The sequence below is a fragment of the Erythrobacter sp. F6033 genome, from assembly GCF_023016005.1.
Lineage (GTDB): Bacteria > Pseudomonadota > Alphaproteobacteria > Sphingomonadales > Sphingomonadaceae > Erythrobacter.
This window is the reverse complement of the sequence record NZ_JALKAZ010000002.1, coordinates 381360-404889: the sequence shown is the minus strand read 5'-3', so window position 1 is coordinate 404889 and position 23530 is coordinate 381360. Positions and strand designations below refer to the sequence as shown.

Sequence of the window (23530 nt, the reverse complement as noted above, 5' to 3'; positions counted from 1 at the left end):
CTAGGATGCTTACTTGCGCAGCGCCACCGAACTCTTGGTCGTCCGGCGAAGCGTTTCGAGTGCGTAGTGCAGCTGGAAATCTTCGATACCGGCCTCTTCAAGCTGTTCGGAAGTGAGTTTGAAGCGCGGATCATCGATCTGATCGAGCTCCATCTCTTCGTCTTTCACACCCAGCTCGTTGACCAAGTGCCCGCGCAAATCGCTTTCACGGGTCAGATATTTCTGGCGCAGAGCAAGGTCCGGATCGCTGATCTGGGGCACAGTGATATCGGGTTTGATCCCGCCTTCCTGCACCGAATTGCCTTTCGGCGTGAAGTAGCGCGCCGTCGTCAGCTTAAGCGCGGCATCGCGGCCAAGCGGCAGTAGCGATTGAACCGACCCTTTGCCAAAGCTGCGCTCACCCATAACGAGAGCGCGGCGATGATCTTGCAAAGCGCCTGCCACGATTTCAGACGCAGACGCGGAGCCTGCATCGATCAAAACAATAACAGGAACATCTTCGGCCATATCGCCGCGGAATACGGTTTCCGCATCATAGAGCAGCGTTTCGCCGCGGGCGCGACCGCGCTGCGATACGATCCGGCCTTCGTCGAGGAACAGATCGGAAAGCGCGACTGCTTCATCGAGCGAACCGCCCGGATTCGAACGAAGATCGAGCACCAATCCGCCAACGCGGCCCGTCGCCTCTTCCTGAATTTTGGTCCATGCGCGGAACACATCCGCACCGACATCGGCAGAGAATTCGTTAACTGTGATGACGCCGATATTGCCAGAAGACAGCTCGAAAGTGACGGGCTCAAGCTCGATTACGCCGCGTGTCACTGTCAGTTCCAACGGCACTTCGCGGCCCGGACGGAAAATGGTCAGGTCAATCGATGTGCCGGCTTTGCCGCGCATCCGCGCAACCGCATCATCCAGATCGCCCCCAACAATCAGCTCACCATTCAGATGCGTGATGAAATCACCCGCCTTGATGCCTTCTTTGTCAGCCGGGCTACCCTTGAACGGCGAAATAACTTTAACAGCTCCGTCTTCCATCACGACAGAAAGGCCGAGACCCGAATAATTGCCGTCAATCATGGTGTTGAGCCGCTGAAGCGCACTGCCATCAAGATAGCCCGAATGCGGATCGAGCGCGGTGAGCATTCCGTCGATCATGCCACGCGTCAGCACCTCATCATCAACCGGCTCGACATAGCTGGTTTTGATCCGTTGGTAGACCGCAAAGACTTTGGCAAATTCAGGATCGCCGCGTGCGTCACCCTGAGCGACGACGGTTGTGGTGGTTGCCAAAATGGCGCCAGCGGCGACCAAGGCGGTGTTGCGCAACAATGCAGCGATCTTCATATGACTCACGGCTCCTTCTCAGGCCAATGGGTATAGTAGGCGCAATCTGAATGCCAGATAACTATTCCGCGGGCATAAACCCGTCCCGCGACGGGGCAATCGATCCTCTGCGAATGAACAAGACCGTCCGACTATCTGAGGAATTGCAGCGGATTGACCGCCTCACCATCGCGCCTTAGCTCGATTGTGATCGAAGGTTCTTCGGTCGCGGCCACGCCCAGCGGGCTTCCGCCAATCACTTCATCGCCGACCTCGGCATTGATTCGGGCAAGACCTGTGACAAGGCTGGTCCACCCGCCTGGATGCTCGATAATCACAATGCTACCATATCCGCGGTAAGGCCCCGCGAAAGCCACACGGCCCGATGCAGGCGATACGACTTGTGCGCCAGCGACCGGAGCAAGCGAAACGCCGGTGCTGCGCAGGCCGCTATCACGCTCCTCGCCGAACCCGGCGATTGTGCGACCCTGAACAGGCAATTGGAAATCACGCGGCGGAACCGAGGCCGTTGTAGGTGTCGCGGAAGGCGTTGGATCAGGTGTGGTCGGAACCGTGCTGGCCGACCCGCCACCCAAGTTTGCCGGGCGCATAACCGGGCCAGAGAGCGCAGCCAGTTCGCGGCGCAATCCCGCTGCGGCGTCTATGTCCCCCATCAGCCCGTCAAGATCACGCGCCTCTTCGGCCAAGGCAAGCGCCCGTTCGCTTTCCCGAGTTGCACTGCTGCGAGCATCTCGTGAGGCCAGCCTTTGCTGCGCTTCGAGGCTGGCGAGCTCTTCGCGCTTGCCTTGCAGTTCTTGCTCCTTAAGCCGCAGATTTTCGAGCGCGCTTGCCGCCCGCCGTTCCAGCCGGCGACCTTCTTCGAGCTCGCCGCGCAATGCCGCAGTGCGCTCGCGAATTTGCGGTACCGCGCTGTCGAGCACCGCGCGGACATAGACTAGATCTTTCAACGATCCTGGCTGCAGCGCAGACAACGATAGCGGACGGCGCGCAGTGGTCTGCAGCGCGCCTGTAAGCCGCACGAGCGGTTCCTGGCGTTTGGACAATCGGTCGGACAAAGCAGCCCGGTCGGTCTGCGCGAGCGAATAACGAGCCCGGGCCGCTGCAATATCGGCTTCAGCGCGCTGAATTCGCGCCGCCATCGACGCGATCTCACGCGCGGTTTTGTCTGCCGCCTCGCTCGCATTTTCGGCCTCGCGAGCAAGCCGCTCGGCCCGGGCCTCTGCGCGCTGGCCTTCGCGTGTGGCCCTTTCAAGCTGTGCTTGCGCTTCATCAGGCTCCATCACGCCAACATCACGCTGCGCTATTCCCATAGGCACAAAGGCGCCCACCGCGATCAGCGCAGCGCAAGCAAAAATGGCAAATGGCACGGTGGATCTCGCCATGATCCTACCCTGCCCGATGATAGGGATGTCCTGCAAGGATACTTGTCGCGCGGTAGAGCTGTTCCATCAACATCGCGCGCGCCATCAGATGCGGCCAAGTCGCCGGACCGAAAGCGAGCAACAGGTCAGCTTCCGCTCGCTCTGCATCGGAATGGCCATCCGCCGCGCCCAGGACAAAGCGGGTTTCGCGCATGCCATCATCACGCCAGCGACCCAAAGTTGTCGCAAGCTTTTCAGACGGCATCGCTTTCCCGCGCTCATCCAAAAGCACGGCTTTGTATGGCGCTTGTGGATCAGGGATTTTGCCGCCTGTTTCGGGCAGTTCGGTTAGCTTCACCGGCCATGTCAGCCGTTTCTCATACCGCGCAACCAGATCAGCCTCGGGCGAGCGGGCAATCTTACCGCGAGCGATGACGTGAAGAAGGATTGTCTGGGTTCCTTTTGTTTTGTGCGCGCCATCCGGCGCGCGACGTCCTCGGGCCTCACGGCCCTGCGGGCGGGCGGTCGCCCTTGCGGCGCTGCGCGCCGTGCTCCGCAGCTTTACCTCACCTTTCGCGCTAGTTCGAAACCAATAGGTTTCGCAAGGCCGAATGGCCGCCCGAGCTTATGCGAGGAAGCCAAGCGGGCCGGATGGCCCGCGCCCGGCGTCTGAGGGCGTAAAAAAGAAAACTACGCTCTTCCCTGCTGCGGTTCGCCGCCTTCGAATGACCACATGCGTTCCAGATTGTAGAACGTGCGCACTTCCGGGCGGAAAAGGTGCACGACCACATCTCCGGCATCGACCAGCACCCAGTCAGCCTGCGGCAGGCCTTCGATCCGCGCAGGACCGTGGCCGGCATGTTTGACCGTTTCGGCAAGCTTTTGCGCGATGGAGGCGACCTGACGCGTCGAACGGCCGCTCGCGATCACCATAAAATCGGCAACCGAGCTTTTTCCTTCGAGCGGGATCGAGACGATTTCCTGCGCCTGATCATCGTCCAGCTGGCTCAAAACCAGATCGTGAAGTTCGTGTTTGGCCATATTAGCTGCTGCCATCGATTGTACTGCTCTGTTGGTGGATGCTCCGGCATTGGCCGAGGCGGATTGTGCCTGTGTCATAGGCTAAGAAATAGCTCCTGAATATGCTGTGAAAATGGGGCTGTGCAGGCCGTTTAGCAAGATAAGGGGATTGAGCGCCGGAACAGCGGCTCATGAAGCCTCACTTGATTGTACGTGTCTGAAAGTCAGCCGATCGCGCGCCGGTGCACCTCGATATTGCAAGGCCCAATCTGCGTTGCCCCGGCGAATGGCCGTGGCAGAGCGTGGGTCTGGATCGAAACGCAAAAACACCAGTGCCGGTGCGCTCCATTGCCCCGTGTTACGGAATGTGGCGGCAGACACGGTATAGCGCCTGAGCCATGCCATGGCGGGGCTCGCCAAAGCATCCGCGTTATAGCCGGGCCTTGCGATGACCGCAATCGGCATCATTCGCGCGATCCTGCGCCAGTCTTTCCAGCGGTGAAAATCGGCCAAATTGTCGGACCCCATCAGCCACACAAATTCGCGCTTGGGGTATCGCCGTTTGAGCTTGGCCAAGGTGTTCACGGTGTAGCGGGTGCCCAAATGCTGCTCGATCGCGGTTGGCACAATCGGCGCGCGGCGCGCCTGAACTTCGGCAGATTTAAGCCGTGCGGATAAGGGCGCCATACCAGCTTTGGGCTTTAGCGGGTTCCCAGGTGAAACCAGCCACCACGCCTCGTCCAGACCCAGCGCATCAATTGTAAAGCGTGTGATTCGGCGATGGCCGCCATGCGCAGGATTGAAGCTGCCTCCAAGAAGTCCGGTGCGGATCAGCGTGGGTCTCCGGTATCAGGGACGCGCCTGTCCGGTCCCTCTCACAATCCACTTATAGGTGGTCAATCCTTCGAGCGCTACCGGCCCACGCGCATGCAGGCGGCCTGTCGCAATGCCAATCTCCGCGCCGAGGCCGAACTCCCCGCCATCGGCAAATTGCGAAGAGGCATTGTGCATGACAATTGCGCTGTCGACGTGGGTCAAAAACTGCTCCGCAGCAGCAGCATCTGACGTCACAATGACGTCAGTATGCGCAGAAGAATGCCGCGCAATATGCTCCAGCGCTTTATCCAGACCATCGACTATCGCTACGGACAGCACGGCGTCGAGATATTCGGTGTCCCAATCATTTGCGCTGGCACGGGTTATACGAGCATCAAGCGCTTGAGCCCGCCCATCACCGCGCAACTCGCATCCCGCATCAAGCAAAGCCGATACCAGCGCATCTGCGGCTTCAAAACTGGTATCGATCAACAGGGTTTCCATCGCCCCGCAAATGCCAGTCCGGCGCATCTTTGCATTCAGCGCGATTTCCTGCGCCATCCGCGGATCGGCGGCGGAATGAATGTAGGTGTGGTTGATCCCGTCGAGGTGGGCAAGCACAGGAACGCGCGCGTCCGACTGCACGCGCGCCACCAGACTCTTCCCGCCGCGCGGGACGATCATGTCGATCAAACCAGAAGCCGTCAGCATCGCACCAACCGCAGCCCGGTCCTGCGTCGGAACCAATTGCACCGCAGCTTTTGGCACTCCGCCTTCTTCGAGGCCCGCCGTCAATGCAGCAAGGATCGCGCGGTTTGAATGCACGGCCTCGCTGCCCCCGCGAAGGAGCGCTGCGTTACCTGCACGCACGCACAGGGCCGCCGCATCTGCCGTCACATTTGGGCGGCTTTCGTAGATAATCCCGATAGTGCCAATCGGCACGCGAATCCGCGACATTTTGAGGCCATTGGGCCGCCGGGAAGAGTCGATCACTTGCCCGACAGGGTCAGGGAGGCTGGCAACGGCTTCCACACCCGCTGCGACACTTTCAAGACGCTCTGGATCTAGGGCCAACCGATCAAGCATAGCGCGCGAAAGGCCATTCTCTCGCGCCGCGGCGAGGTCATTCGCGTTTGCCTCCAGAATCGACGCGCTATCAGCCCTCAGGCGCGCCGCAGCACACATCAAAGCGGAAGCCCGTGCTTCGCTCGGCATGGCGGCAAGCTGCCGCTGCGCTGAACGCCCCTCAACGGCAATCCGCTTTATCAATGCTTCGACGTCAAGCGCGACAGGAACGGTTTGTTGATCAGTCATGCGGTTTATGTGGAGGCTTAGTGTGCGCGGCGCAATTCGTTTGGTTAAACTCAAAGTGATTGATGCGTTTTGTGATGGCGCGAATCGAATCCGTCGAGCGGCCAAGATTCGCGAAAAACCGCCAAAAACTGGCTGCAATCCCGGATGAAATGGGGGTTCCGTCGCTCAGATTGCTGGCAAATGAACGACTCATCGTGAATCGCAGTCAGCTCAACCGAAGCGTGAATACATGGATTCGACCCCCTCCCTTTGCTCGGTTACCACCCGGTCAGAACACGAGATCAAAAAATCCGGGGCCGCCTTGTCAAAATCCAAATCTGCTAAGCCGTGGGGTGATCGGCTCAAAGAGTGGTTCCCCGAGCGCGAATTTTTTATGCGCTCGCAAGGCCATGTGCGATTCATCAAAATTTCCCCGCGCCTACAAATGGGCGCCGCCGGAGCAGTACTGGCTCTGATCCTAGTCTGGGCGAGTTCGATGGGTGTGATGGCTTGGAACAAATACCAGGCCGAGGCTGATCTGGCATCGTTCCAGGATGAAAAAGCCCACATCGCGACGAAAGAAGAGCGGCTTGAAGCCTATGGCTCCGATATGGGCCGCGTCGTCGATGAGCTTACCGCGCGTCAGGATGCGGTCGATGCGATGCTGCCTTTGCTTCCGGAAGAAATCCGTGAGGCCGGTGTCAATGTTACGGACAGTTCCGAAGAAACCGCCGAAACCGTCGAGAAGATTGGTGAACTCTTCCCCGAAGCGCGCGGCCTTGCCGAAATCGAGGCACGCCAGATCGCTTACGTCGAGAAGATGACCCGTTTTGCAGACTGGCGGGCGCAGCGCGCAGAGGCCGCCTTGCGCAAGCTTAATCTCGATCCGCGCACGATGGCTGCCAATGTCGAACAGTCGAATGTCGGTGGTCCGTTCGAAGTCCTCGCGACTTCTGCTGACGGTTCAATCGATCCGCGCTTCGAACGTCTCGGCCTCAGCCTGTCACGCATGAACGCTCTTGAGCGTGCACTCGAAGGTGTGCCGCAGGTTGTTCCTGCCAGCGTGACCAAGATCACGTCCAACTTTGGCTACCGCCGTGACCCGTTCAATGGCGGCGGCGCGATGCATAACGGCATCGATTTCAAAGGCGCCTATGGTTCGCCCATCTATGCCGCAGCCTCTGGAGAGGTTGTGTTTGCAGGTTGGAAAGGCGGCTATGGCAAGACGGTTGAAATCAAGCATGAGAATGGCCTGATGACCCGCTATGCGCACATGTCCCGCCTTGGTGTTACGGTCGGCCAAACGGTCGATGCCGGAGCCACTCTTGGCGGTCTCGGCAATACGGGTCGCTCGACCGGCCCGCATTTGCATTTCGAAGTTCGCATGAATGATCGTGCGATCAATCCACGTCCGTTTCTGGAGGCAGCCCCCGATGTTCTCAAAGAAGTCCGCGGAGCCGGATCGGTCCGCTCCAACCCCGCGACCAGTGAGTAAGCCAATGGCCAACAACAATTCGACATTTTCGGTGATTGGTTCCGATATCAATATCAAAGGCGACATCACCGCCTCTGCCGACTTGCACGTAGATGGCGCGATCGAAGGTGACATCAAATGCGCTTCGCTCGTCCAAGGTGAAAGTAGCCAGGTCAATGGCGGCGTTACCGCTGATACCGCTCGTCTTGCGGGCCGTGTGACCGGTTCGATCACAGCGAAAGAGCTGGTTATCCTAAAAACCGCCAAGATCGAAGGCGACGTCCATTATGACGCGCTCACTATCGAACAAGGCGCGCAGGTTGATGGACGGTTCGCCCCAAATGCCCGCCGCCGCGAAGCCGATAAGCCTGCCTCGGGGTCGAAACCCGCAGCGGTGCCCGATGCGCAATCGGAATTGCAGATCGCCAAGTAAAATCTAGGCCGGGCAGAACAGAAAACGCCGCGAACCTTAGGGTTTCGCGGCGTTTCTGATTCTATGGGGCATTAATGTGCAGCGTCAGAGCACTTCTGCGCGGAGCGCTTTCCGATCAAGCTTACCGATAATGGTCTTCGGCAGTTCGTCACGGATCACGATCTGATCGACCCGTTCGTGTTTGCCAACCCGATCATTCAGCCATCCGCGCAATGCATCGGCGCCAATATCGGCATCGGGTTCCAGCGTTATATAGGCGCGCGGAACCTCGCCGAGATAATCGTCGGGAACGCCGATAACAAGCGCCTCTTTGACCAATTCATGCTCCAGAACGACGTCCTCGACTTGGCTCGGGAAAACTTTGAACCCGCCAACTGCGATCATATCTTTAATGCGGTCAACAATCGCGAGAAAGCCGTCTTCATCCATGACCGCGACGTCTCCGGTACGGAGCCATTTCTTGCCATCGCGCGTCACGAATGTCTCATCGGCGACATCAGGCTTGTTCCAATATCCGCGCATGATCTGCGGGCCGTGGATCGCCAGTTCACCCGGCTCACCTTCGGAGGCAAGCCTGGTCGGGTCTTCCTTGTCGAGCAATACGATCTCCGTGCCCGCGACAAGCTGACCGATCGTGCCCTTTTTGCGTGTTCCTTCGTAGGGATTGACCGACACAACACCCGCGCTTTCGGTCAGGCCGTATCCTTCGACCACGCGCACTCCGGTGACGTCCTCAAACTTTGTATGGACGGGCGCTGGCATAGGCGCACCGCCGGAAATGCAGACTTTTAGAGACGATAGGTCGGTCTTCGAAAGATCGGGATGGTCAAGCATCGCCTGAAACATCGTTGGCACGCCCGGAAATCCGGTCGCTTTATATTTCTCGATGGTTTGCAGGACTTGCTTGGTTTCAAAGCGCGGAACCATCGCAATCGAGGCACCGCTGGCGACAGCATGGTTGAGCAAGGCAGTGTTCGCAAAAACATGGAAGAACGGCAGCGCGCCCATAAACACTTCTTCGCGCGGGTTTCCGAACGGGTTGATTGCGGCGACTTGCTGAGCGTTCATCGTAAGCTGGCTATGCCCAAGCATCGCGCCTTTGGGCCGGCCGGTCGTGCCGCCAGTGTATTGCAGCAAAGCCAGATCTTCAGCGGCATCGATAGCAATGTCAGGCGCGGGCTTTGCAGGCGTGCAATCGTTCCAGGCCTTGATACGCGGGCCGTAGCCGACCGTGGCAATTTGGCTGCGCTTTAGCAGTTTCAGCGCTGTGCCTTTGATCCAAGGCAGCATATCGGACAGGCGCCCGACGATCAGGGTCTCCAGATCGGATTCGCTCAACACTTCGGAAGCAGTGCCATAAAGTTCGGGCACATCGAGCGTTACCAGAACGCGCGTGCCGCTATCGCCAACCTGCCACGAAAGCTCTTCCACCGAATAGAGCGGCGAGAAATTCACGACCACCGCGCCCGCCATCATCGCGCCGTAATAGGCCGAGGCGTAAATGGGGACGTTGGGCAGGAACAAGCCTACGCGGTCACCCTTTTTCACGCCCATCTCTGCTAGACCAGCCGCAAAGCGCTGCGCCTCGTCATACATTTCACCGTAGGAATAGGTTCGGCCGAGGAAATGGAGGAAAGGCGCATTGGAATCGTGCGCGACGGTCCGCCTGAACATTTCAGGCAGGCTCATCAATTCAAACTCGGCATCCCAAGGGGTGGGGTGGTGATAGGAAGCTTTATTGACATTCATGTCAGTAGACATGGCCGATCGCCCGATTTTTCACAAGCAAAACTGATCCGCAAAATGCGAGAATTCAGTTCGTCTGCAAACGGTAGGAAAACCACGAGGAATCGCCCCGCGGCCTAGTCCCAAAATCAGGCCGGAGTTTCGCCGTCTTCTTCAGGTGCTTCTACGGCTTCTTCAGCGGCGACTTCTGGTGCCGCCTCTTCCGCCGTATCTTTGAAACCGCTTTCCGGATCGATAATGTCTTCGCCGCTTTCTTCCGCTTCACGCTTGGCGGTCAGCCATGCTTCGGCTTCGGCTTCCTGAGCGGCTTCGGCGGCTGCTTTGACGTTTGCTTCGCGCTCTGCACGCAGCTCGTCGATCAGCTTGTCCTTGTCACTCCGGGCATCGGCGTTTTCGACCGCTTCAACTTCCTCGGTGATTCCGGCGCGCTTGGCGGCCTTGGCAACGACAGCATCAAGCTCGCGCTGCGAACACAGGCCAAGAGTGACGGGATCTTTCGGCTGGATGTTCTGGATATTCCAGTGCGAGCGCTCACGGATCGCGCCGATTGTGTTGCGCGTGGTACCGATCAGTTTGCCGATCTGAGCGTCCGATACTTCTGGGTGATTGCGCAGAACCCAAGCGATACCATCCGGCTTGTCCTGACGTTTTGAAACCGGCGTGTAACGCGGCCCCTTGGTGCGGGTCACTTCAACCGGTGCTTTGTGCATTTTGAGCGAGTAGTTCTCATCCGCCTGACCCAACTCGATTTCCTCGAGTGTCAGTTCGCCAGCATGCACCGGATCGCGGCCTGTGTATTTGCTGCCTGCAAGATCATCGGCCATCGCCTGAACTTCGAGAATGTGAATTCCGCAAAATTCGGCGATCTGCTCGAACGAAAGACCAGTGTGGTCAACCAGCCAAGTGGCGGTTGCGTGTGGCATCAGCGGTGTGGGCTGGCCCATAGGAAAACTCCGTAAAAAATAGAAGGGCCGCCCCTTTCGGAGCGGCCATTGCACTCTCGCAGATAGGGCAAAGGGCCGCGTTGGGCAAGCGAAAGCGGAACTGACAGCAGGCGGGCCGCACTCTCGTGATGAATAATCGCGACCTGCTCTCAATTATTCCTTAAGTTGAATGGCCTAAACCGCTCAATTCCAAAGGGTTTGTTCAGGGTACATCATCATGTTTCGCAAAGTTCTGCCAATTCTCGCGATTCCACTGCTCACCGCTTGCGGCGGAAAAGACTTTGTCGTGAAAGTAGACGCGTCTTCAGAGCGGGTGGCGAAGGCCTTTACCCAGCTGAACCCCAACAGCCTGACCAGTGCCGCTGGTGTCCGCCCCGTCAAAATCACACGCGAAACAGGCGAGGACTTCCGCGCTGTCCGCTACACGCTGCCAAATCCCGGCGGCGATTCTGGTGAATTTCTGTTTCATATGACCGAAGAGTCCGCTGGTCGGACCACAATCGATGTGACAGTAGACCTGCCAATGGTCACCCGGGAGACTGCAGCGGGCACAGAATACTTGTCGGAGCCCGAAATCGAAAAGGCCCTTCGTTTCGCGATGCGGAGCTGGGACAGGGATATCGAAAAGGGCCGGTCAACCGCTGGTTCGGCGGAAGAGGTTGCCGAGGTGATCTCACTTGCCGCGATTGGCATGCAAGACCTCGAACAGTTTGAAGAGCTGGCAACCACAGCGCTGTATCAGCGGCATCTTAGCGAAGCGGCTCAGGCAAGCTGGTCATCCACTACGGATGATTGGGGCGGCGATTCTGGCGAGACCAGCTGGGCATATGACGATGCCGCACAAGACAGCTATTCTTACGAAGAAGACATGTCAGAGGGCGGCGGCTGGGGCGACGGTTCGTAACAGTCACTGCACGCGAGGGGCGTTCAGCCCATTGGCACGAAACCGGGCAAGGCTTCGATCCGCGTAATCCATGCCCGCAGATGCCGGAAACCGCGTAGGGCAAATCCGCCCTCTTCCGCGAGATGGGTGTAGGGAAACAACACGATATCCGCGAGCGACAGGCTATCACCGCTTAGAAAAGCGCGGCCCGCCAAATGTTCGTCCATCACGCGCAGCGCATCATTGCCAGCGGCTTGCTTAGTTTCGATTTGCGCAACCTGCCGGTCTGAGAGATTGGCTTCACCCACGAACCGCTTCCAAAAACGAAGTGTCGCGACATTGGGTTCGTGGTTGTATTGCTCAAAGAACATCCAGCGCAGCATATCGGCCTGACCGAGCCGGTCTTGCGGGATTAATGGCGAACCATGCGCCAGATACCAGCAGACCGCATTGCTTTCTGGCAGAAAGCGGGTTTCGGCGTCATTGTCGATTTGCAGAACGGGAATGCGACCGTTCAAATTTACGTTCGCCAGAAAGTCTTCTGTCCGCGTTTCTCCGGCGAGAATATCATATTGCTTCGTCTCGATCGGGATATTCAACAGCGCGGCAGTCAGTTTGATCTTGTAGCAATTCCCGCTGCAGGGATCTTCGTGAAGGGTGTAACGCTCAGTCATCAGCGACCTTTAGCACGATCTTGCCGATATGTTCGCCCGCTTCCATCCGGGCATGGGCTGAAGCAGCCTCGGCGAGCGGAAATGTCTGATCCATGATCGGAGCCAGCTCGCCGCTTGTAAACAAGGGCCATGCGTTCGCCGCGATTTCATCCGCCAGCGCCGCTTTGAAAGCGTCGGAGCGCGGGCGCAGCGTCGATCCGGTCAGCGTGAGCCGACGCATCATCACCATTGGAATGAACAGTTCCGCCTTCGCTCCGCCCAGCACGGCGATGGTGACATGGCGGCCATCTTCGGCAAGACATTGCAAATTGCGCGGCACATAATCGCCCGACACCATATCGAGCACGATGTTCACGCCTTCACCGCCGGTATGCTGCTTCACCGCTTCGACAAAATCACTCTCACGGTAATTGATCGCCAGATCCGCGCCGACTTTGCGCGCTGCTTCGCATTTGGCTTCGTCGCCGCAGGTCACGATCACTTCGATGTCGAACGCTTTGGCAAGCATGATCGCCATCGTCCCGATCCCGCTTGTGCCGCCATGGACGAGCAACCGCTCGCCATCGCGCGCCATGCCGCGCTCGAACACATTATGCCACACCGTGAACAGCGTCTCGGGCAGCGCAGCCGCTGATTTCAGATCGAGTCCTTCGGGGATAGGCAAGCAGTGGTTCCACGGCGCGGTGCAATATTCGGCGTATCCACCACCCGGTGTGAGAGCGGCCACTTTCTGGCCCAGCATTTCATCGGGAACGTCGCTGCCAACAGCAACCACTTCGCCGGATACTTCAAGGCCAAGCACTGGCGAAGCTCCGGGAGGAGCCGGATAGTGCCCGGCGCGCTGGATGCAATCGGGCCGGTTGACGCCCGCATAGGCCACCCGGATCAAGACATCACTGTCACCGACAATCGGCACTGCGATCTGCTCTGCCGCAAGCACTTCCGGCCCGCCCGGCGCAGTAAAACCAATAGCCGACATCGTTTCCGGCAACACCGGATTCTGCTTTTCCACCATCAAGACTGCCCCGTTTGATCGCACTTGGTGCAATGCAATGCGACGAATACCCAGCATGCGCATTGACAGCAAGCCAGTAGGATTGGATGTTACATAATTATGGACGACGGCGACCTTCCCCGCCCGAAAGGCGATGCCGCGAGCAAGCTCGCAGCTGAAGACCTTGCCCCCTATTCTCGGCATGAACTGGACGAACGTGTGGCGCTACTCAAAGCCGAGATCACACGGGTCGAAACGCACCGCGATAAAGCCTCCGCGCACAGAGCCGCCGCAGATGCTTTGTTCGGCGGGAAGCCCACTTGAGGTTTCGGCTGGCATTTCTGGCCGTGGCCGCAATCTTGCTGCCCGCAAACACGCCTGCTCAAAACTTCTCGCATGAACGGTACACCATTCTGCCAGCGCTTGAGATAGACCTGCGCAGCGGGCGGGCGTATTACATCGGAGAAAGTGGGCAATCCGTCATGCGGATCGCGAACTGCTCTGACGAGACGATGCATTGCATCCGCTCGGTCTGCAAAAGCGTCAATGGTTACGTTCCGCCGCGCCCCGATTGCGAGGAAGCGTCACAATTGGCGATGATCTGGCCGCGCCAGTGCGTTCGCCATGCAGAAATTGGCACCCAAATTGAACACAGCGGCATCACAGCAACAATGATCGGATATTACGATCGGATCATTCACCACACGGGGCTGCGCAATCGCGAGCACGTTTGGTTGGTAGAAGGCCACAGCGACATGGCGCTGATAGTCAACAAAGGACGTCTCACTGGAGCAATCTTGGACACCTCAGAGACTAACCAGATAGCAGCACGATTTGGGGAGAAACCGGTATTCGATGCCAAAGATACCGGCGATGCCCCTTACCCGAGCTTAATCGTCACGTGGCCTTTGCCATCCCATATTGGAGGGGCCTGCGCAAAATGACCACACAGCCGCAAACGGTCTCGCAATTGTTTGCGACCATACCATATAGTTTATCGTACCTCTCATATGGCCCCGATTCCCGCGGCCAATTCCGCACTCTCAAAGAGACTCCCTAATGCCCAGTTTTGCCCAAAATCTCGAACGGACCCTCCACAATGCGCTCGGCAATGCGTCCGAACGTCGCCACGAATATGCGACGCTAGAGCACCTGCTGCTCGCATTGATCGATGATGAGGATGCCGCCGCTGTAATGGCATCGTGCGGTGTGGACCTCGCCGAGCTGGGCGATGTCGTGAAGCAATATCTGGATCAGGAATACCAGTCGCTGAAGACTGAGGAAGACGCCGATCCGCAGCCGACCGCCGGTTTCCAGCGGGTGATCCAGCGCGCAATCCTGCACGTTCAATCCTCGGGCAAGGATACGGTGACAGGCGCGAATGTTCTGGTGGCGCTGTTCTCTGAGCGTGATTCATACGCGGTCTATTTCCTGCAACAGCAGGATATGAGCCGTCTGGATGCGGTGAGCTTTATCAGCCACGGCATCGGCAAAGGCGGACGTCAGATCGAATCTAACCAGCCGACCGGTGCAGACGAGAATGCGGGCGAGACCGCCGAAGCGACCAAAGACGGTGGCAAGCAGAAAGAAACCGCGCTCGACCAGTTTACCGTCAATCTCAACAAGAAAGCCGAAGACGGCAAAGTCGATCCGCTGATTGGTCGCGGGCCAGAAGTGGACCGGACGATCCAGATCCTCTGCCGCCGGTCGAAAAACAACCCGCTTTATGTTGGCGATCCCGGCGTTGGTAAAACAGCGATTGCAGAAGGTCTCGCGCGCAAAATCGTCGAAGGCGATGTGCCCGAAGTCCTGAATGAGGCGGTTATCTACTCGCTCGATATGGGCGCTCTGCTTGCAGGCACGCGCTATCGCGGCGATTTTGAAGAGCGACTTAAACAGGTCGTCACCGAACTCGAAGGGATGCCGCACGCGGTGCTCTTCATTGACGAGATTCACACCGTCATCGGTGCTGGCGCGACCAGCGGCGGGGCAATGGATGCGTCCAACCTGCTAAAGCCAGCGTTGTCCGGCGGCACGATCCGCTGCGTCGGCTCGACCACCTACAAGGAATTCCGCAATCACTTCGAAAAGGATCGCGCGCTGCTGCGCCGGTTCCAGAAAATTGATGTGAACGAGCCAACGATTGAGGACACGATCAAAATCCTCAAAGGCCTCCGCACCGCGTTCGAAGATCACCACGGTGTGAAATACACACCCGACGCGCTGAAAACCGCCGTCGAATTGTCGGCGCGCTATATCAATGATCGCAAACTGCCCGACAAAGCTATCGACGTGATCGACGAAGTTGGTGCGATGCAGATGCTGGTCCCGCCCAGCCGCCGCAAAAAGAAAATCACCGCGCGCGAGATCGAGCAAGTCATCGCGACGATGGCCCGTATCCCGCCGAAATCGGTCAGCAAGGATGACAAGGCGGCGCTACAAAACCTCGACCGTGATCTAAAACACGTCGTGTTTGGTCAGGACGAAGCGATCACTCGCCTCGCCACAGCAATGAAGCTGTCGCGTGCTGGTCTGCGAGATCCGGACAAGCCCATCGGCTCGTTCCTGTTCAGCGGCCCGACCGGCGTCGGCAAGACAGAGGTTGCGCGCCAACTCGCGTCGATCATGGGCATCGAGCTGAAACGCTTCGACATGTCCGAATATATGGAGCGCCACAGCGTTTCGCGCCTGATCGGTGCGCCTCCGGGCTATGTCGGATATGATCAGGGCGGCCTGCTGACCGATGCGGTCGATCAGAACCCGCATTGTGTGCTGCTGCTCGACGAGATCGAGAAAGCGCACCCCGACTTGTTCAACATCCTGCTTCAGGTGATGGATAATGGCCGTCTGACCGACCATCACGGCAAAACAGTCGATTTCCGCAATGTCGTGCTCATCATGACGACCAATGCCGGTGCATCCATGATGGCCAGCCAAGGCATCGGCTTTGGCGATGTGTCGAAAGAAGATGCAGGCGCCGAAGCGGTCAAAAAGATGTTCACGCCGGAATTCCGCAACCGTCTCGATGCGATCGTGCCATTTGCCTATCTCGGCAAGAGCACAGTTGCGCGTGTGGTCGACAAGTTCATCCTGCAGCTCGAACTCCAGCTGGCCGAACAGAACGTCCACATTCAATTCGATGGCGATGCCCGCGATTGGCTGGCCGAAAAAGGCTACGACAAGCTCTATGGCGCACGTCCGATGGGTCGCTTGATCCAAGACAAGATCAAGCAGCCGCTGGCCGAAGAATTGCTGTTCGGTAAGCTCGCCGATGGCGGCGAGGTTCATGTCACGGTGAAGGATGGCAAGCCCAGTTTCGAGCTAACGCCGGCCCCGCCCAAGGCCAAGCCAAAGCGCAAACCGGCGGCGAAGAAAAAGCCCGCCGCAAAGAAAACGCCCCCGGCAAAGGATACGGGTGATACCAATCCCGAAGCGTCAGATAGCGACAAAGAGAGCTGATCTCTTTGGCGCATCCCTCTGGTCGCTGGAAGTTTGCTTTGGCGGCAGGCAGTCTGGGTTTACTCAGCCAGCCTTCTCTTGCGTTGGCGCACGGCACCAGTCCTACTGCCAAAGCGCTGTTCGAGCGGCTTTCGTCTGTGAAGACATGGACCTTCATAAGTCGAAAAATTGGAACCGATGGCGCGCCGGAATGCACCGAAATCTGGGAATTCGATGGGAGCGGCGTCGGCAGAATTCAAAGCGGTCAGCAGCGGATTGTAAATCAGTGGCGTGTTGAAAAGCGCGATGATGGGTATCACTGGCTGATCACCACAGCGCAAACCGGGAATGGGCTGCCGGATTGCATGGGCAGCACCACCGACCCCGCGTCCTACCCAAAGGACGAGTTCGGCTTTGCAGTCTTGACCGACGCTGACACGAAAGCACTGCATATGTGCATGTGGCCAAGCATGATCGCACGCTCCAATCCAGCTTCTATCAAGCTTTCGGAAGAAGCGGCCTGTTTTGGGCATTTAGAGGCCCGCAAACGCAACTAATTGCGGAACGGATTGGGCGCTTTCCCGGTTCTCTCATTATGACCGCGCCATTCTCATGGATCCGCCCCGAACCGTGGGGCGTGCATATTGTGCCTGCCGATGTGTGGATTGATCCGGGCCGCGCGGTGGATCGGGCGCTTGTCACCCATGGCCATGCAGATCACGCGCGCGGCGGACATGGCGAGACGATTGCCACGCCGGAAACGCTTGCGATCATGGAGCTGCGCTACAAAACCGGCGCGGAGGACGGGACTGGTGAAATTCCATCCAAAGCTGTGCCGTGCGCTTATGGCGAAACGATCCGACTGAAAGGCGGGGTCGATGCGACCTTCATTCCCGCTGGGCATGTGCTGGGTTCGGCTCAAATCCTGCTGGAACATGCGGGCGAGAGGGTCGTCATAACCGGCGACTACAAACGCCGCGCCGACCCGACCTGCGCTCCGTTCGAAGTGACCCCGTGCGACATCTTCATCACCGAGGCGACATTTGGCCTGCCCGTGTTCACGCACCCGCCGATTGCAGATGAAATGGCGAAGCTGACCGGAGCATTGGAGCAAAGCGCGGATGGCTCGGTCTTGGTGGGCGCATATGCTTTGGGCAAAGCGCAGCGTGTGATCGCGGAGCTCCGCGCGGCGGGGCACCACCAGCCGATCTATCTCCACGGCGCGATGGAAAAGATGTGCCGCCTCTATGAAGAGCACAGCGTTGATCTGGGCGAATTGCGGCTCGTCAGCGATGCCGCGAAGGACGATATGCGCGGGCACATCATTGTCGCGCCGCCCAGCGCGATGAACACCACATGGTCACGCCGTCTGCCCGATCCCATCACCGCCATGGCGAGCGGGTGGATGCGGGTGCGCGGCAGAGCGCGTCAACGCGGTGTCGAATTGCCGTTGATCATTTCAGACCATGCCGACTGGAACGAGTTGACGCGAACAATCGAGGAGGTGAATCCGCAAGAGACGTGGATCACCCATGGCCGCGAGGAAGCGCTGCTGCGTTGGTGCGAGCTTGGCCAGCGCAAAGCGCGCGCACTGGCTCTGGTCGGGCGGGAGGAAGAGGATGACTGATCACCCTCCCCGCTCCGCCGCCGGATCATTTGATCGCGGCAAGGTCTTTCTGGATATTGGCCAGCATTTCCGGCGTGATCGCACCTTGCGAGAACGGGGCAACCGCATTCAGGCTCATCGTTTTAAACTGGCCATAGGCAGGATGCTTGTCGAGGTTCGGAATATGCTTGTCGAGCACAGTCTTGGCACGCTTATCGGCGACAAGCTGCTCAATCGGCGTATCGGTAGAGAACGATGCGGCCTTTTCCTGAGCGGAGGCGGCAGTCATCATCGCAGGGCTTACGGTCAGGCCGAGTGTCAGGGCGGCGGCGAGCAATGGGGCTTTCATCGAGGGACTTCCTTCTTTGGTATCTTGAAACAGTGCGCTGGCTTTAGAGCGCCTTCATGTCTGCGCGATGAAGCAAGCACGGGCAAGTCATGATCCGTTTCGCAGCCTTGCTCGACACGCTCGTCTACACCACCAGCCGCAATCGAAAGCTGGCTTTGATCGCGGAATATCTGCGCGAGACGCCCGATCCCGATCGCGGCTACGCATTGGCGGCGATTACGGGCGAGCTTGATTTTCCCGCGGTCAAATCCTCGACCATCCGAAATCTGATGAAAGACCGCGTTGATCCCGTTTTGTGGACGCTTAGCCGCGATTTCGTGGGTGACACTGCGGAAACCGCCAGCTTGCTTTGGCCGGGTCCGCAGCAACCCACGGGCGAGGAGCCAAGCGTTGCACAAACGGTCGACATGCTGGCCGCGATGAACCGGAACACGGCCTCGCAAGAACTGCCCAAACTTCTGGACCAGCTTGATCCCAATGGCCGGTTTGCCCTGATCAAGCTTGCGACCGGAGGAATGCGGATCGGTGTTTCTGCACGGTTGGCAAAGACTGCATTCGCGCAGGCGTTTGATGTGTCAGTCGATGAAGTGGAAGAATACTGGCACGCTTTGGAACCGCCCTATCCGGAGTTGTTCGCCTGGGCCGCCGATGGCGCCGATCCGCCGGACGTTTCAAACCGCCCACTATTCCGGCCGTTTATGCTGGCCCATCCGCTCGAAGAGACCGAGGTCGATCTGGCGGAATATGCCGCAGAGTGGAAATGGGACGGTATCCGCGTTCAGCTGGTGCAAGTTGCAGGGGAAACGCGGCTCTATTCCCGCAGCGGCGACGATATCTCCGCAACCTTCCCCGAACTGCTCGATGTGCTGCCAATGGACGCAGTGCTCGATGGCGAGTTGCTTGTCCGCGGAACCTCTCAAGGCGGCGAAGCAGGCGGCGCGGCCAGTTTCAACGCGCTTCAGCAAAGGCTTGGCCGCAAAACCGTGTCGAAGAAAATGCTCGCCGAAGCGCCGGCCTTTGTGCGGCTCTATGATGCTATGATTGTCGAGGGCGAGGATCTGCGAGAACAGCCATGGGGCGGGCGCCGCAATGCGCTCGAAGCGCTCATGCCGCGCCTACCGGAAAATCACTTCGATATCTCGGCCATAGTCGAAGCACGCGACTTCGCGCACCTTGCCGAAATTCGTGAAGGCGCCCGCGATGATGCGATCGAAGGCCTTATGCTCAAGCGCCGCGACAGCCCCTACATCGCAGGTCGCAAGGTCGGGTACTGGTACAAATGGAAACGCGATCCGCTGCTGATCGATTGCGTGATGATGTATGCGCAGCGCGGCAGCGGCAGGCGCTCCAGTTTCTACTCGGACTACACATTCGGGTGCTGGGATGGTGATCCCGATGCGGGCGCCGAACTGCTGCCGGTTGGAAAGGCCTATTCCGGCTTTACCGATGCGGAGTTGAAGAAGCTCGACAAGCTGGTGCGCCAGACGACGCTAAACCGCTTTGGCCCGGTGCGCGAAGTGGAACGGACGTTAGTATTCGAAGTGGCCTTCGACAGCGTCCACACATCAAAGCGCCACAAAAGCGGCCTCGCGATGCGTTTCCCCCGCATCCACCGCATCCGATGGGACAAGCCGGTGCATGAGGCAGACCGGATCGAGGTCTTGCGGTCGCTCATCAGAGATTAAGTTGTAATTTGCAACGGAATTGCTATTTCGGCGGAAAGGGAGAAATCACATGACACTCTACGATCAATCCATCGCCGTTTACCGTTCGCGCCTCGACACAATGTCGGGCCTGCTGGCCAAGGCCGCTGCGCATCCGAAAGGTGATGCGCTGCTCGAATCCAAGCTGGCCGACGACATGCATCCATTGGCGACGCAAATCCGCTTTGTCGCAAACCTTCCAGGCGAAGCTTTGCCCCGTCTGACGAAACGCGAATTTGCATCACGCGATGACAATGAAACGACGATCGCGGGCGCGCAGGCTGCCATCGAAGAGACGAAAGCGTTGCTCGACAGCATTGACGCATCAGAGCTGGTTCCGGCGGACGAGACACTTGTGGTAGATCTACCGAACGGCATGCAATTCACGCTGACAGCCGAGCAATATGTGCAGGACTGGTCGCTGACGAACTTCTATTTCCACCTCACCACGGCCTATGCGATTTTGCGGATGGAAGGGCTGGACATCGGCAAAATCGATTTCATGCCGCACATGATGAAACACGTCTCGAAAATGCCGGGTTGAGGCAGGCGCGCTTTCCTACTCGGCACGAAAATGCAAGATCGACGGTGCTCTTTGACATCGTCGATCTCGCCATAAAGTTGGGAAGTTGTCACCTGTATCCTACACGCAGGTTCCATTGAATTTCAATGATTTGGCCCTGTAGGCACCGCATGACAGATCGGCGATTTGTCATGTGTGTCCTACATTTATTCCATCGCTTTTCGCACCGCCTCGGCATGGTGTTTGGCATTTTCGGCATAGTGCGCGGTGCCGACTTTCATGCCCATAATCGCGCCCTCGCCTAGTTCCTTCAGACGCTTGGCCGGACGGCCCGCCCATAGCTCACGCTCACCCATAATCTTGCGCTCGGTCAGCATCGCGCCCGCCGCCAGCATCGCATCGCTGCCTATCACCGATTTGTTCATCGCAATCGCGCCGAGGCCGACAAAACCGCGATTATGGATCGTGCAGCCATGCACCATCGCCATATGCCCGATCAGAACATCGTCGCCGATGATCAGCGGAGAGCCTTCTTCATCGCCGGGGCGCGGCGGATCGCAATGCAGGACGCTGCCATCCTGAACATTGCTGCGTTCGCCAATGCGAATGGTGAAGACATCGGCGCGCACCACGCAATTGTACCAGATCGAACTACCCGCTCCGATCTCCACATCGCCGATGATCGTCGATCCCGGCGCGATAAAGGCAGTATCGTGAATTTTCGGCGTCTTGCCGTGGATCGAAATGATATTCGCGCCCGGAAATCGCGGATCGGTCATGGTCATCGGGTTGTCTCCCATTGCTCTTTGGTGAGCGAATATTGAATCGCTGGATTGTCTTCGGGCGGATAGGCCGGATCGGAAAAGTCGAGGTCTTTGCGGCGCTCCATCCCGAGCTTTTCCATCAGTTTCCAGCTGCCAACATTGGCGTCACTTGTCAGCGCAACGACATGCGGCGCACCGATGGACGTAAATGCCCAATCGAGAACAGCGCGCATGGCCTCATGCGCGTATCCGCGCCGCCAGCGATCCTCGCGCACCAGCCAACCAATCTCGTAGTCTCCGACATTTGGCGCGAGCGGATTGTCGACCCGCTTCATCCCGCAATGGCCCACCAGATCGCCCGTCGCCTTCTCTATCATCATCATAAAGCCGAAGCCTTCGCGGGCGAACCAGCCCATACTTTTGGCATGCTTCGCCTCGATCTCGTGCAGTTCGATCACTCCGCCCAGATGCTCCATCACGGCGGGCGTGTTCAGGAAACGGTCTTGCAACACAGCATCACCTTCGCTGATCTTGCGCAGGATCAAGCGATCCGTTTCAAACACCAGATCACCCATTCAGCGCATCCCATTCGCCGCGTTCAATCCGGTACACGATGATGGTTTCGCCCTTCGCCCAGCTGACACTATCGGGGAAATCCAGATCGCTGCGCCGTGTCATGCCGAGCTTGATCATCAGGCCCCAGCTTGGAACGTTTTCTTCGACAGTCAAAGCAATGACATGCGGCGCATTAAAACGTTTAAAGGCCAGAGCGAGCGAAGCCTGCGCCGCTTCTTTGGCATAACCATGGCCCCAGGCATCTTCGCGAAGGCGCCATCCGGCCTCCATATCGCCAATCGGGCCCTCGGGTTCGTTGCAACGCTTCAACCCGCAAAAGCCAAGGATTTCGCCGGACAAATGTCCGCCGTCCGATTTGCGCTCGACCACCCAGAATGTGTGGCCGGCATCGCTGTTATATTTGAGTAAACGCTCCTGCGCGCTTTTGCGGGTCGCTTCATCGGCCAGCCCGCCAAGATGCCGCATGACATTGGGCGTGTTGAGGTGCTTCCAGAACGGCGCCCAATCCTCATCACGCCAATCGCGCAGGATCAAACGCTCCGTCTCGTGGCGGAATTCAGCCATTCAAAATGCGCGCAGCAGCCGGCGCGTGATAGGTCAGAACGCCGGAGCAACCGGCGCGTTTGAACGCGATCAATTTCTCCATCAAAAGCGCGTCACGGTCTCCTATGCCAGCCGCCTGAGCCGCCTCGATCATCGCGTATTCGCCGCTCACCTGATAGGCGAAAACAGGCACGCCGAATTGCTGTTTCGCACGGTAAATAATGTCGAGATAGGCAAGGCCGGGCTTCACCATGACGCTGTCCGCGCCTTCGGCAATATCCATCTCGACTTCGCGCAGTGCTTCGTCCGAATTGGCCGGGTCCATCTGATAGGTTTTCTTGTCACCTTTCAGCAAGCCGCCCGATCCCACCGCATCGCGGAACGGGCCGTAAAACGCGCTGGCATATTTGGCGGCGTAACTCATAATCTGGACATTGTGATGATTGCCCATTTCTAGGGCCATCCGGATGGCGTGGATGCGGCCATCCATCATATCTGACGGAGCAATAATATCGGCGCCTGCTTCGGCCTGATTGATCGCCTGATCGACCAGCGCGGCGACGGTGTCATCGTTGACGACATAGCCTGCGTCATTCAGCAAACCGTCTTGCCCATGGCTGGTGTAGGGATCGAGCGCAACGTCGGTCAGCACACCGATATCATCGCCGCAGGCATCCTTGATCGCCTTGATCGCGCGGCACATCAGATTGTCGGGATTGTGCGCCTCTTCCCCCTGATCGCTGCGCTTTTCCCTCAGAGTGTTCGGGAAAAGAGCGATTACCGGGATGCCAAGATCAACCGCTTCTTTCGCGCGCGCCACGATTCCGTCAACCGACCACCGCGAAACACCGGGCAGCGTTGCAACCGGATCTTCGACGCCATTGCCTTCGGTGACAAATAGCGGCCAGATAAGGTCGGTTGGCGTGAGAAGTGTTTCACGGTGAAGCGCGCGGCTCCAGCCATTGGCGCGCGTACGGCGCAGTCTCGTATTTGGATACTTTCCCGTCATGGCCGCGAGGTGTAGCCGCAATTGCAGCGACGCC

The 23530-nt window shown here is 58.4% G+C and carries 25 protein-coding genes; 10 read left to right on the top strand and 15 right to left on the bottom strand.

Annotated features, from left to right (window positions below; genetic code table 11):
* Window positions 1-9: 9 nt before the first annotated feature.
* From MWU39_RS14075 to MWU39_RS14050, 6 genes are all read right to left on the bottom strand, one after another.
* Entirely contained in the window at window positions 10-1347 is a 1338-nt protein-coding gene (locus MWU39_RS14075; protein ID WP_247160893.1) for a S41 family peptidase, read from the bottom strand.
* Window positions 1348-1478: 131 nt separating this feature from the next.
* Window positions 1479-2729 carry a peptidoglycan DD-metalloendopeptidase family protein gene (locus MWU39_RS14070; RefSeq protein ID WP_247160890.1) on the bottom strand — a complete coding sequence of 417 codons (1251 nt, stop codon included), beginning with the start codon at window positions 2727-2729 and terminating at the stop codon, window positions 1479-1481.
* A 4-nt stretch (window positions 2730-2733) separates the two neighbouring features.
* Window positions 2734-3156, bottom strand: a complete 423-nt coding sequence (locus tag MWU39_RS14065) for a 23S rRNA (pseudouridine(1915)-N(3))-methyltransferase RlmH (protein WP_247161121.1) — start codon at window positions 3154-3156, stop codon at window positions 2734-2736.
* Window positions 3157-3398: 242 nt separating this feature from the next.
* Complete coding sequence (gene rsfS / locus MWU39_RS14060; protein WP_247160889.1) at window positions 3399-3827, bottom strand: ribosome silencing factor; 429 nt, start codon at window positions 3825-3827, stop codon at window positions 3399-3401.
* A 90-nt stretch (window positions 3828-3917) separates the two neighbouring features.
* The gene (locus tag MWU39_RS14055) at window positions 3918-4559 is read right to left on the bottom strand and encodes a nicotinate-nucleotide adenylyltransferase (protein WP_247161120.1); all 642 of its coding nucleotides are present in this window, start codon (window positions 4557-4559) and stop codon (window positions 3918-3920) included.
* An 18-nt stretch (window positions 4560-4577) separates the two neighbouring features.
* Window positions 4578-5858 carry a glutamate-5-semialdehyde dehydrogenase gene (locus tag MWU39_RS14050; protein ID WP_247160884.1) on the bottom strand — a complete coding sequence of 427 codons (1281 nt, stop codon included), beginning with the start codon at window positions 5856-5858 and terminating at the stop codon, window positions 4578-4580.
* 301 nt (window positions 5859-6159) lie between these two features.
* On the opposite strand from MWU39_RS14050, the gene MWU39_RS14045 reads away from it, so the two are divergent.
* Window positions 6160-7332 (top strand): peptidoglycan DD-metalloendopeptidase family protein, encoded by a 1173-nt coding sequence (locus MWU39_RS14045; RefSeq protein WP_348646400.1) that lies wholly within the window; start codon window positions 6160-6162, stop codon window positions 7330-7332.
* 4 nt (window positions 7333-7336) lie between these two features.
* Complete coding sequence (locus MWU39_RS14040) at window positions 7337-7744, top strand: polymer-forming cytoskeletal protein (protein WP_247160881.1); 408 nt, start codon at window positions 7337-7339, stop codon at window positions 7742-7744.
* 84 nt (window positions 7745-7828) lie between these two features.
* Here the strand turns inward: MWU39_RS14040 and MWU39_RS14035 are convergent, their stop codons facing one another.
* A complete protein-coding gene (locus MWU39_RS14035) occupies window positions 7829-9493 on the bottom strand; it encodes a long-chain fatty acid--CoA ligase (RefSeq protein WP_247160879.1) in 1665 nt (554 codons plus the stop codon).
* 125 nt (window positions 9494-9618) lie between these two features.
* Window positions 9619-10434, bottom strand: coding sequence for a DUF1013 domain-containing protein (locus MWU39_RS14030; RefSeq protein ID WP_247160877.1), 816 nt, complete (start codon window positions 10432-10434; stop codon window positions 9619-9621).
* Window positions 10435-10651: 217 nt separating this feature from the next.
* Here MWU39_RS14030 and MWU39_RS14025 point away from each other — a divergent pair, with 217 nt between their 5' ends.
* Complete coding sequence (locus tag MWU39_RS14025; protein ID WP_247160875.1) at window positions 10652-11338, top strand: hypothetical protein; 687 nt, start codon at window positions 10652-10654, stop codon at window positions 11336-11338.
* A 23-nt stretch (window positions 11339-11361) separates the two neighbouring features.
* Here the strand turns inward: MWU39_RS14025 and MWU39_RS14020 are convergent, their stop codons facing one another.
* Window positions 11362-11991: a glutathione S-transferase family protein gene (locus MWU39_RS14020; RefSeq protein WP_247160872.1), complete on the bottom strand. Its 630-nt coding sequence runs from the start codon at window positions 11989-11991 to the stop codon at window positions 11362-11364.
* Complete coding sequence (locus MWU39_RS14015) at window positions 11984-12970, bottom strand: NAD(P)H-quinone oxidoreductase (RefSeq protein WP_247161116.1); 987 nt, start codon at window positions 12968-12970, stop codon at window positions 11984-11986. The genes MWU39_RS14020 and MWU39_RS14015 overlap by 8 nt, the downstream gene beginning before the upstream one ends.
* Window positions 12971-13105: 135 nt before the next feature.
* On the opposite strand from MWU39_RS14015, the gene MWU39_RS14010 reads away from it, so the two are divergent.
* The 5 genes from MWU39_RS14010 (at window position 13106) to MWU39_RS13990 (ending at window position 18050) form a co-directional block, all read left to right on the top strand.
* A complete protein-coding gene (locus MWU39_RS14010) occupies window positions 13106-13309 on the top strand; it encodes a DUF1192 domain-containing protein (protein ID WP_247160870.1) in 204 nt (67 codons plus the stop codon).
* Window positions 13306-13929, top strand: coding sequence for a hypothetical protein (locus MWU39_RS14005; protein ID WP_247160869.1), 624 nt, complete (start codon window positions 13306-13308; stop codon window positions 13927-13929). Before MWU39_RS14010 ends, MWU39_RS14005 begins: the two co-directional genes overlap by 4 nt.
* A gap of 115 nt (window positions 13930-14044) precedes the next feature.
* Window positions 14045-16444: an ATP-dependent Clp protease ATP-binding subunit ClpA gene (clpA, locus tag MWU39_RS14000; protein ID WP_247160868.1), complete on the top strand. Its 2400-nt coding sequence runs from the start codon at window positions 14045-14047 to the stop codon at window positions 16442-16444.
* A 5-nt stretch (window positions 16445-16449) separates the two neighbouring features.
* Window positions 16450-16980 carry a hypothetical protein gene (locus tag MWU39_RS13995; RefSeq protein WP_247160866.1) on the top strand — a complete coding sequence of 177 codons (531 nt, stop codon included), beginning with the start codon at window positions 16450-16452 and terminating at the stop codon, window positions 16978-16980.
* 38 nt (window positions 16981-17018) lie between these two features.
* Window positions 17019-18050, top strand: coding sequence for a ligase-associated DNA damage response exonuclease (locus MWU39_RS13990; protein WP_247160864.1), 1032 nt, complete (start codon window positions 17019-17021; stop codon window positions 18048-18050).
* 25 nt (window positions 18051-18075) lie between these two features.
* Here MWU39_RS13990 and MWU39_RS13985 read toward each other — a convergent pair whose 3' ends face one another.
* The gene (locus MWU39_RS13985; protein WP_247160862.1) at window positions 18076-18378 is read right to left on the bottom strand and encodes a hypothetical protein; all 303 of its coding nucleotides are present in this window, start codon (window positions 18376-18378) and stop codon (window positions 18076-18078) included.
* Window positions 18379-18467: 89 nt separating this feature from the next.
* Here MWU39_RS13985 and MWU39_RS13980 point away from each other — a divergent pair, with 89 nt between their 5' ends.
* Window positions 18468-20063, top strand: a complete 1596-nt coding sequence (locus MWU39_RS13980; RefSeq protein ID WP_247160861.1) for a cisplatin damage response ATP-dependent DNA ligase — start codon at window positions 18468-18470, stop codon at window positions 20061-20063.
* A 49-nt stretch (window positions 20064-20112) separates the two neighbouring features.
* On the top strand, window positions 20113-20625 hold the full coding sequence (locus MWU39_RS13975) for a DUF1993 domain-containing protein (RefSeq protein ID WP_247160858.1): 513 nt from the start codon (window positions 20113-20115) through the stop codon (window positions 20623-20625).
* 185 nt (window positions 20626-20810) lie between these two features.
* Here MWU39_RS13975 and MWU39_RS13970 read toward each other — a convergent pair whose 3' ends face one another.
* Genes MWU39_RS13970 through hemB form a run of 4 tightly spaced genes read right to left on the bottom strand, consistent with a single transcriptional unit; the run spans window position 20811 to window position 23496 of the window.
* Complete coding sequence (locus MWU39_RS13970; RefSeq protein WP_247161115.1) at window positions 20811-21383, bottom strand: gamma carbonic anhydrase family protein; 573 nt, start codon at window positions 21381-21383, stop codon at window positions 20811-20813.
* A gap of 2 nt (window positions 21384-21385) precedes the next feature.
* Window positions 21386-21943 carry a GNAT family N-acetyltransferase gene (locus MWU39_RS13965; protein WP_247160856.1) on the bottom strand — a complete coding sequence of 186 codons (558 nt, stop codon included), beginning with the start codon at window positions 21941-21943 and terminating at the stop codon, window positions 21386-21388.
* Entirely contained in the window at window positions 21936-22508 is a 573-nt protein-coding gene (locus MWU39_RS13960) for a GNAT family N-acetyltransferase (protein ID WP_247160853.1), read from the bottom strand. The genes MWU39_RS13965 and MWU39_RS13960 overlap by 8 nt, the downstream gene beginning before the upstream one ends.
* Window positions 22501-23496, bottom strand: a complete 996-nt coding sequence (gene hemB, locus MWU39_RS13955; protein WP_247160852.1) for a porphobilinogen synthase — start codon at window positions 23494-23496, stop codon at window positions 22501-22503. The genes MWU39_RS13960 and hemB overlap by 8 nt, the downstream gene beginning before the upstream one ends.
* Between the last annotated feature and the right edge of the window lie 34 nt (window positions 23497-23530).

Coding starts and splice junctions, on each gene's coding strand:
- MWU39_RS14075 (WP_247160893.1), bottom strand. CDS start 1,347: ATGAAGATCGCTGCATTGTTGCGCAACACCGCCTTGGTCGCCGCTGGC.
- MWU39_RS14070 (WP_247160890.1), bottom strand. CDS start 2,729: ATGGCGAGATCCACCGTGCCATTTGCCATTTTTGCTTGCGCTGCGCTG.
- rsfS (WP_247160889.1), bottom strand. CDS start 3,827: ATGACACAGGCACAATCCGCCTCGGCCAATGCCGGAGCATCCACCAAC.
- MWU39_RS14050 (WP_247160884.1), bottom strand. CDS start 5,858: ATGACTGATCAACAAACCGTTCCTGTCGCGCTTGACGTCGAAGCATTG.
- MWU39_RS14040 (WP_247160881.1), top strand. CDS start 7,337: ATGGCCAACAACAATTCGACATTTTCGGTGATTGGTTCCGATATCAAT.
- MWU39_RS14035 (WP_247160879.1), bottom strand. CDS start 9,493: ATGAATGTCAATAAAGCTTCCTATCACCACCCCACCCCTTGGGATGCC.
- MWU39_RS14030 (WP_247160877.1), bottom strand. CDS start 10,434: ATGGGCCAGCCCACACCGCTGATGCCACACGCAACCGCCACTTGGCTG.
- MWU39_RS14025 (WP_247160875.1), top strand. CDS start 10,652: ATGTTTCGCAAAGTTCTGCCAATTCTCGCGATTCCACTGCTCACCGCT.
- MWU39_RS14020 (WP_247160872.1), bottom strand. CDS start 11,991: ATGACTGAGCGTTACACCCTTCACGAAGATCCCTGCAGCGGGAATTGC.
- MWU39_RS14015 (WP_247161116.1), bottom strand. CDS start 12,970: ATGTCGGCTATTGGTTTTACTGCGCCGGGCGGGCCGGAAGTGCTTGCG.
- MWU39_RS14010 (WP_247160870.1), top strand. CDS start 13,106: ATGGACGACGGCGACCTTCCCCGCCCGAAAGGCGATGCCGCGAGCAAG.
- clpA (WP_247160868.1), top strand. CDS start 14,045: ATGCCCAGTTTTGCCCAAAATCTCGAACGGACCCTCCACAATGCGCTC.
- MWU39_RS13990 (WP_247160864.1), top strand. CDS start 17,019: ATGACCGCGCCATTCTCATGGATCCGCCCCGAACCGTGGGGCGTGCAT.
- MWU39_RS13985 (WP_247160862.1), bottom strand. CDS start 18,378: ATGAAAGCCCCATTGCTCGCCGCCGCCCTGACACTCGGCCTGACCGTA.
- MWU39_RS13980 (WP_247160861.1), top strand. CDS start 18,468: ATGATCCGTTTCGCAGCCTTGCTCGACACGCTCGTCTACACCACCAGC.
- MWU39_RS13975 (WP_247160858.1), top strand. CDS start 20,113: ATGACACTCTACGATCAATCCATCGCCGTTTACCGTTCGCGCCTCGAC.
- MWU39_RS13970 (WP_247161115.1), bottom strand. CDS start 21,383: ATGACCGATCCGCGATTTCCGGGCGCGAATATCATTTCGATCCACGGC.
- MWU39_RS13965 (WP_247160856.1), bottom strand. CDS start 21,943: ATGGGTGATCTGGTGTTTGAAACGGATCGCTTGATCCTGCGCAAGATC.
- MWU39_RS13960 (WP_247160853.1), bottom strand. CDS start 22,508: ATGGCTGAATTCCGCCACGAGACGGAGCGTTTGATCCTGCGCGATTGG.
- hemB (WP_247160852.1), bottom strand. CDS start 23,496: ATGACGGGAAAGTATCCAAATACGAGACTGCGCCGTACGCGCGCCAAT.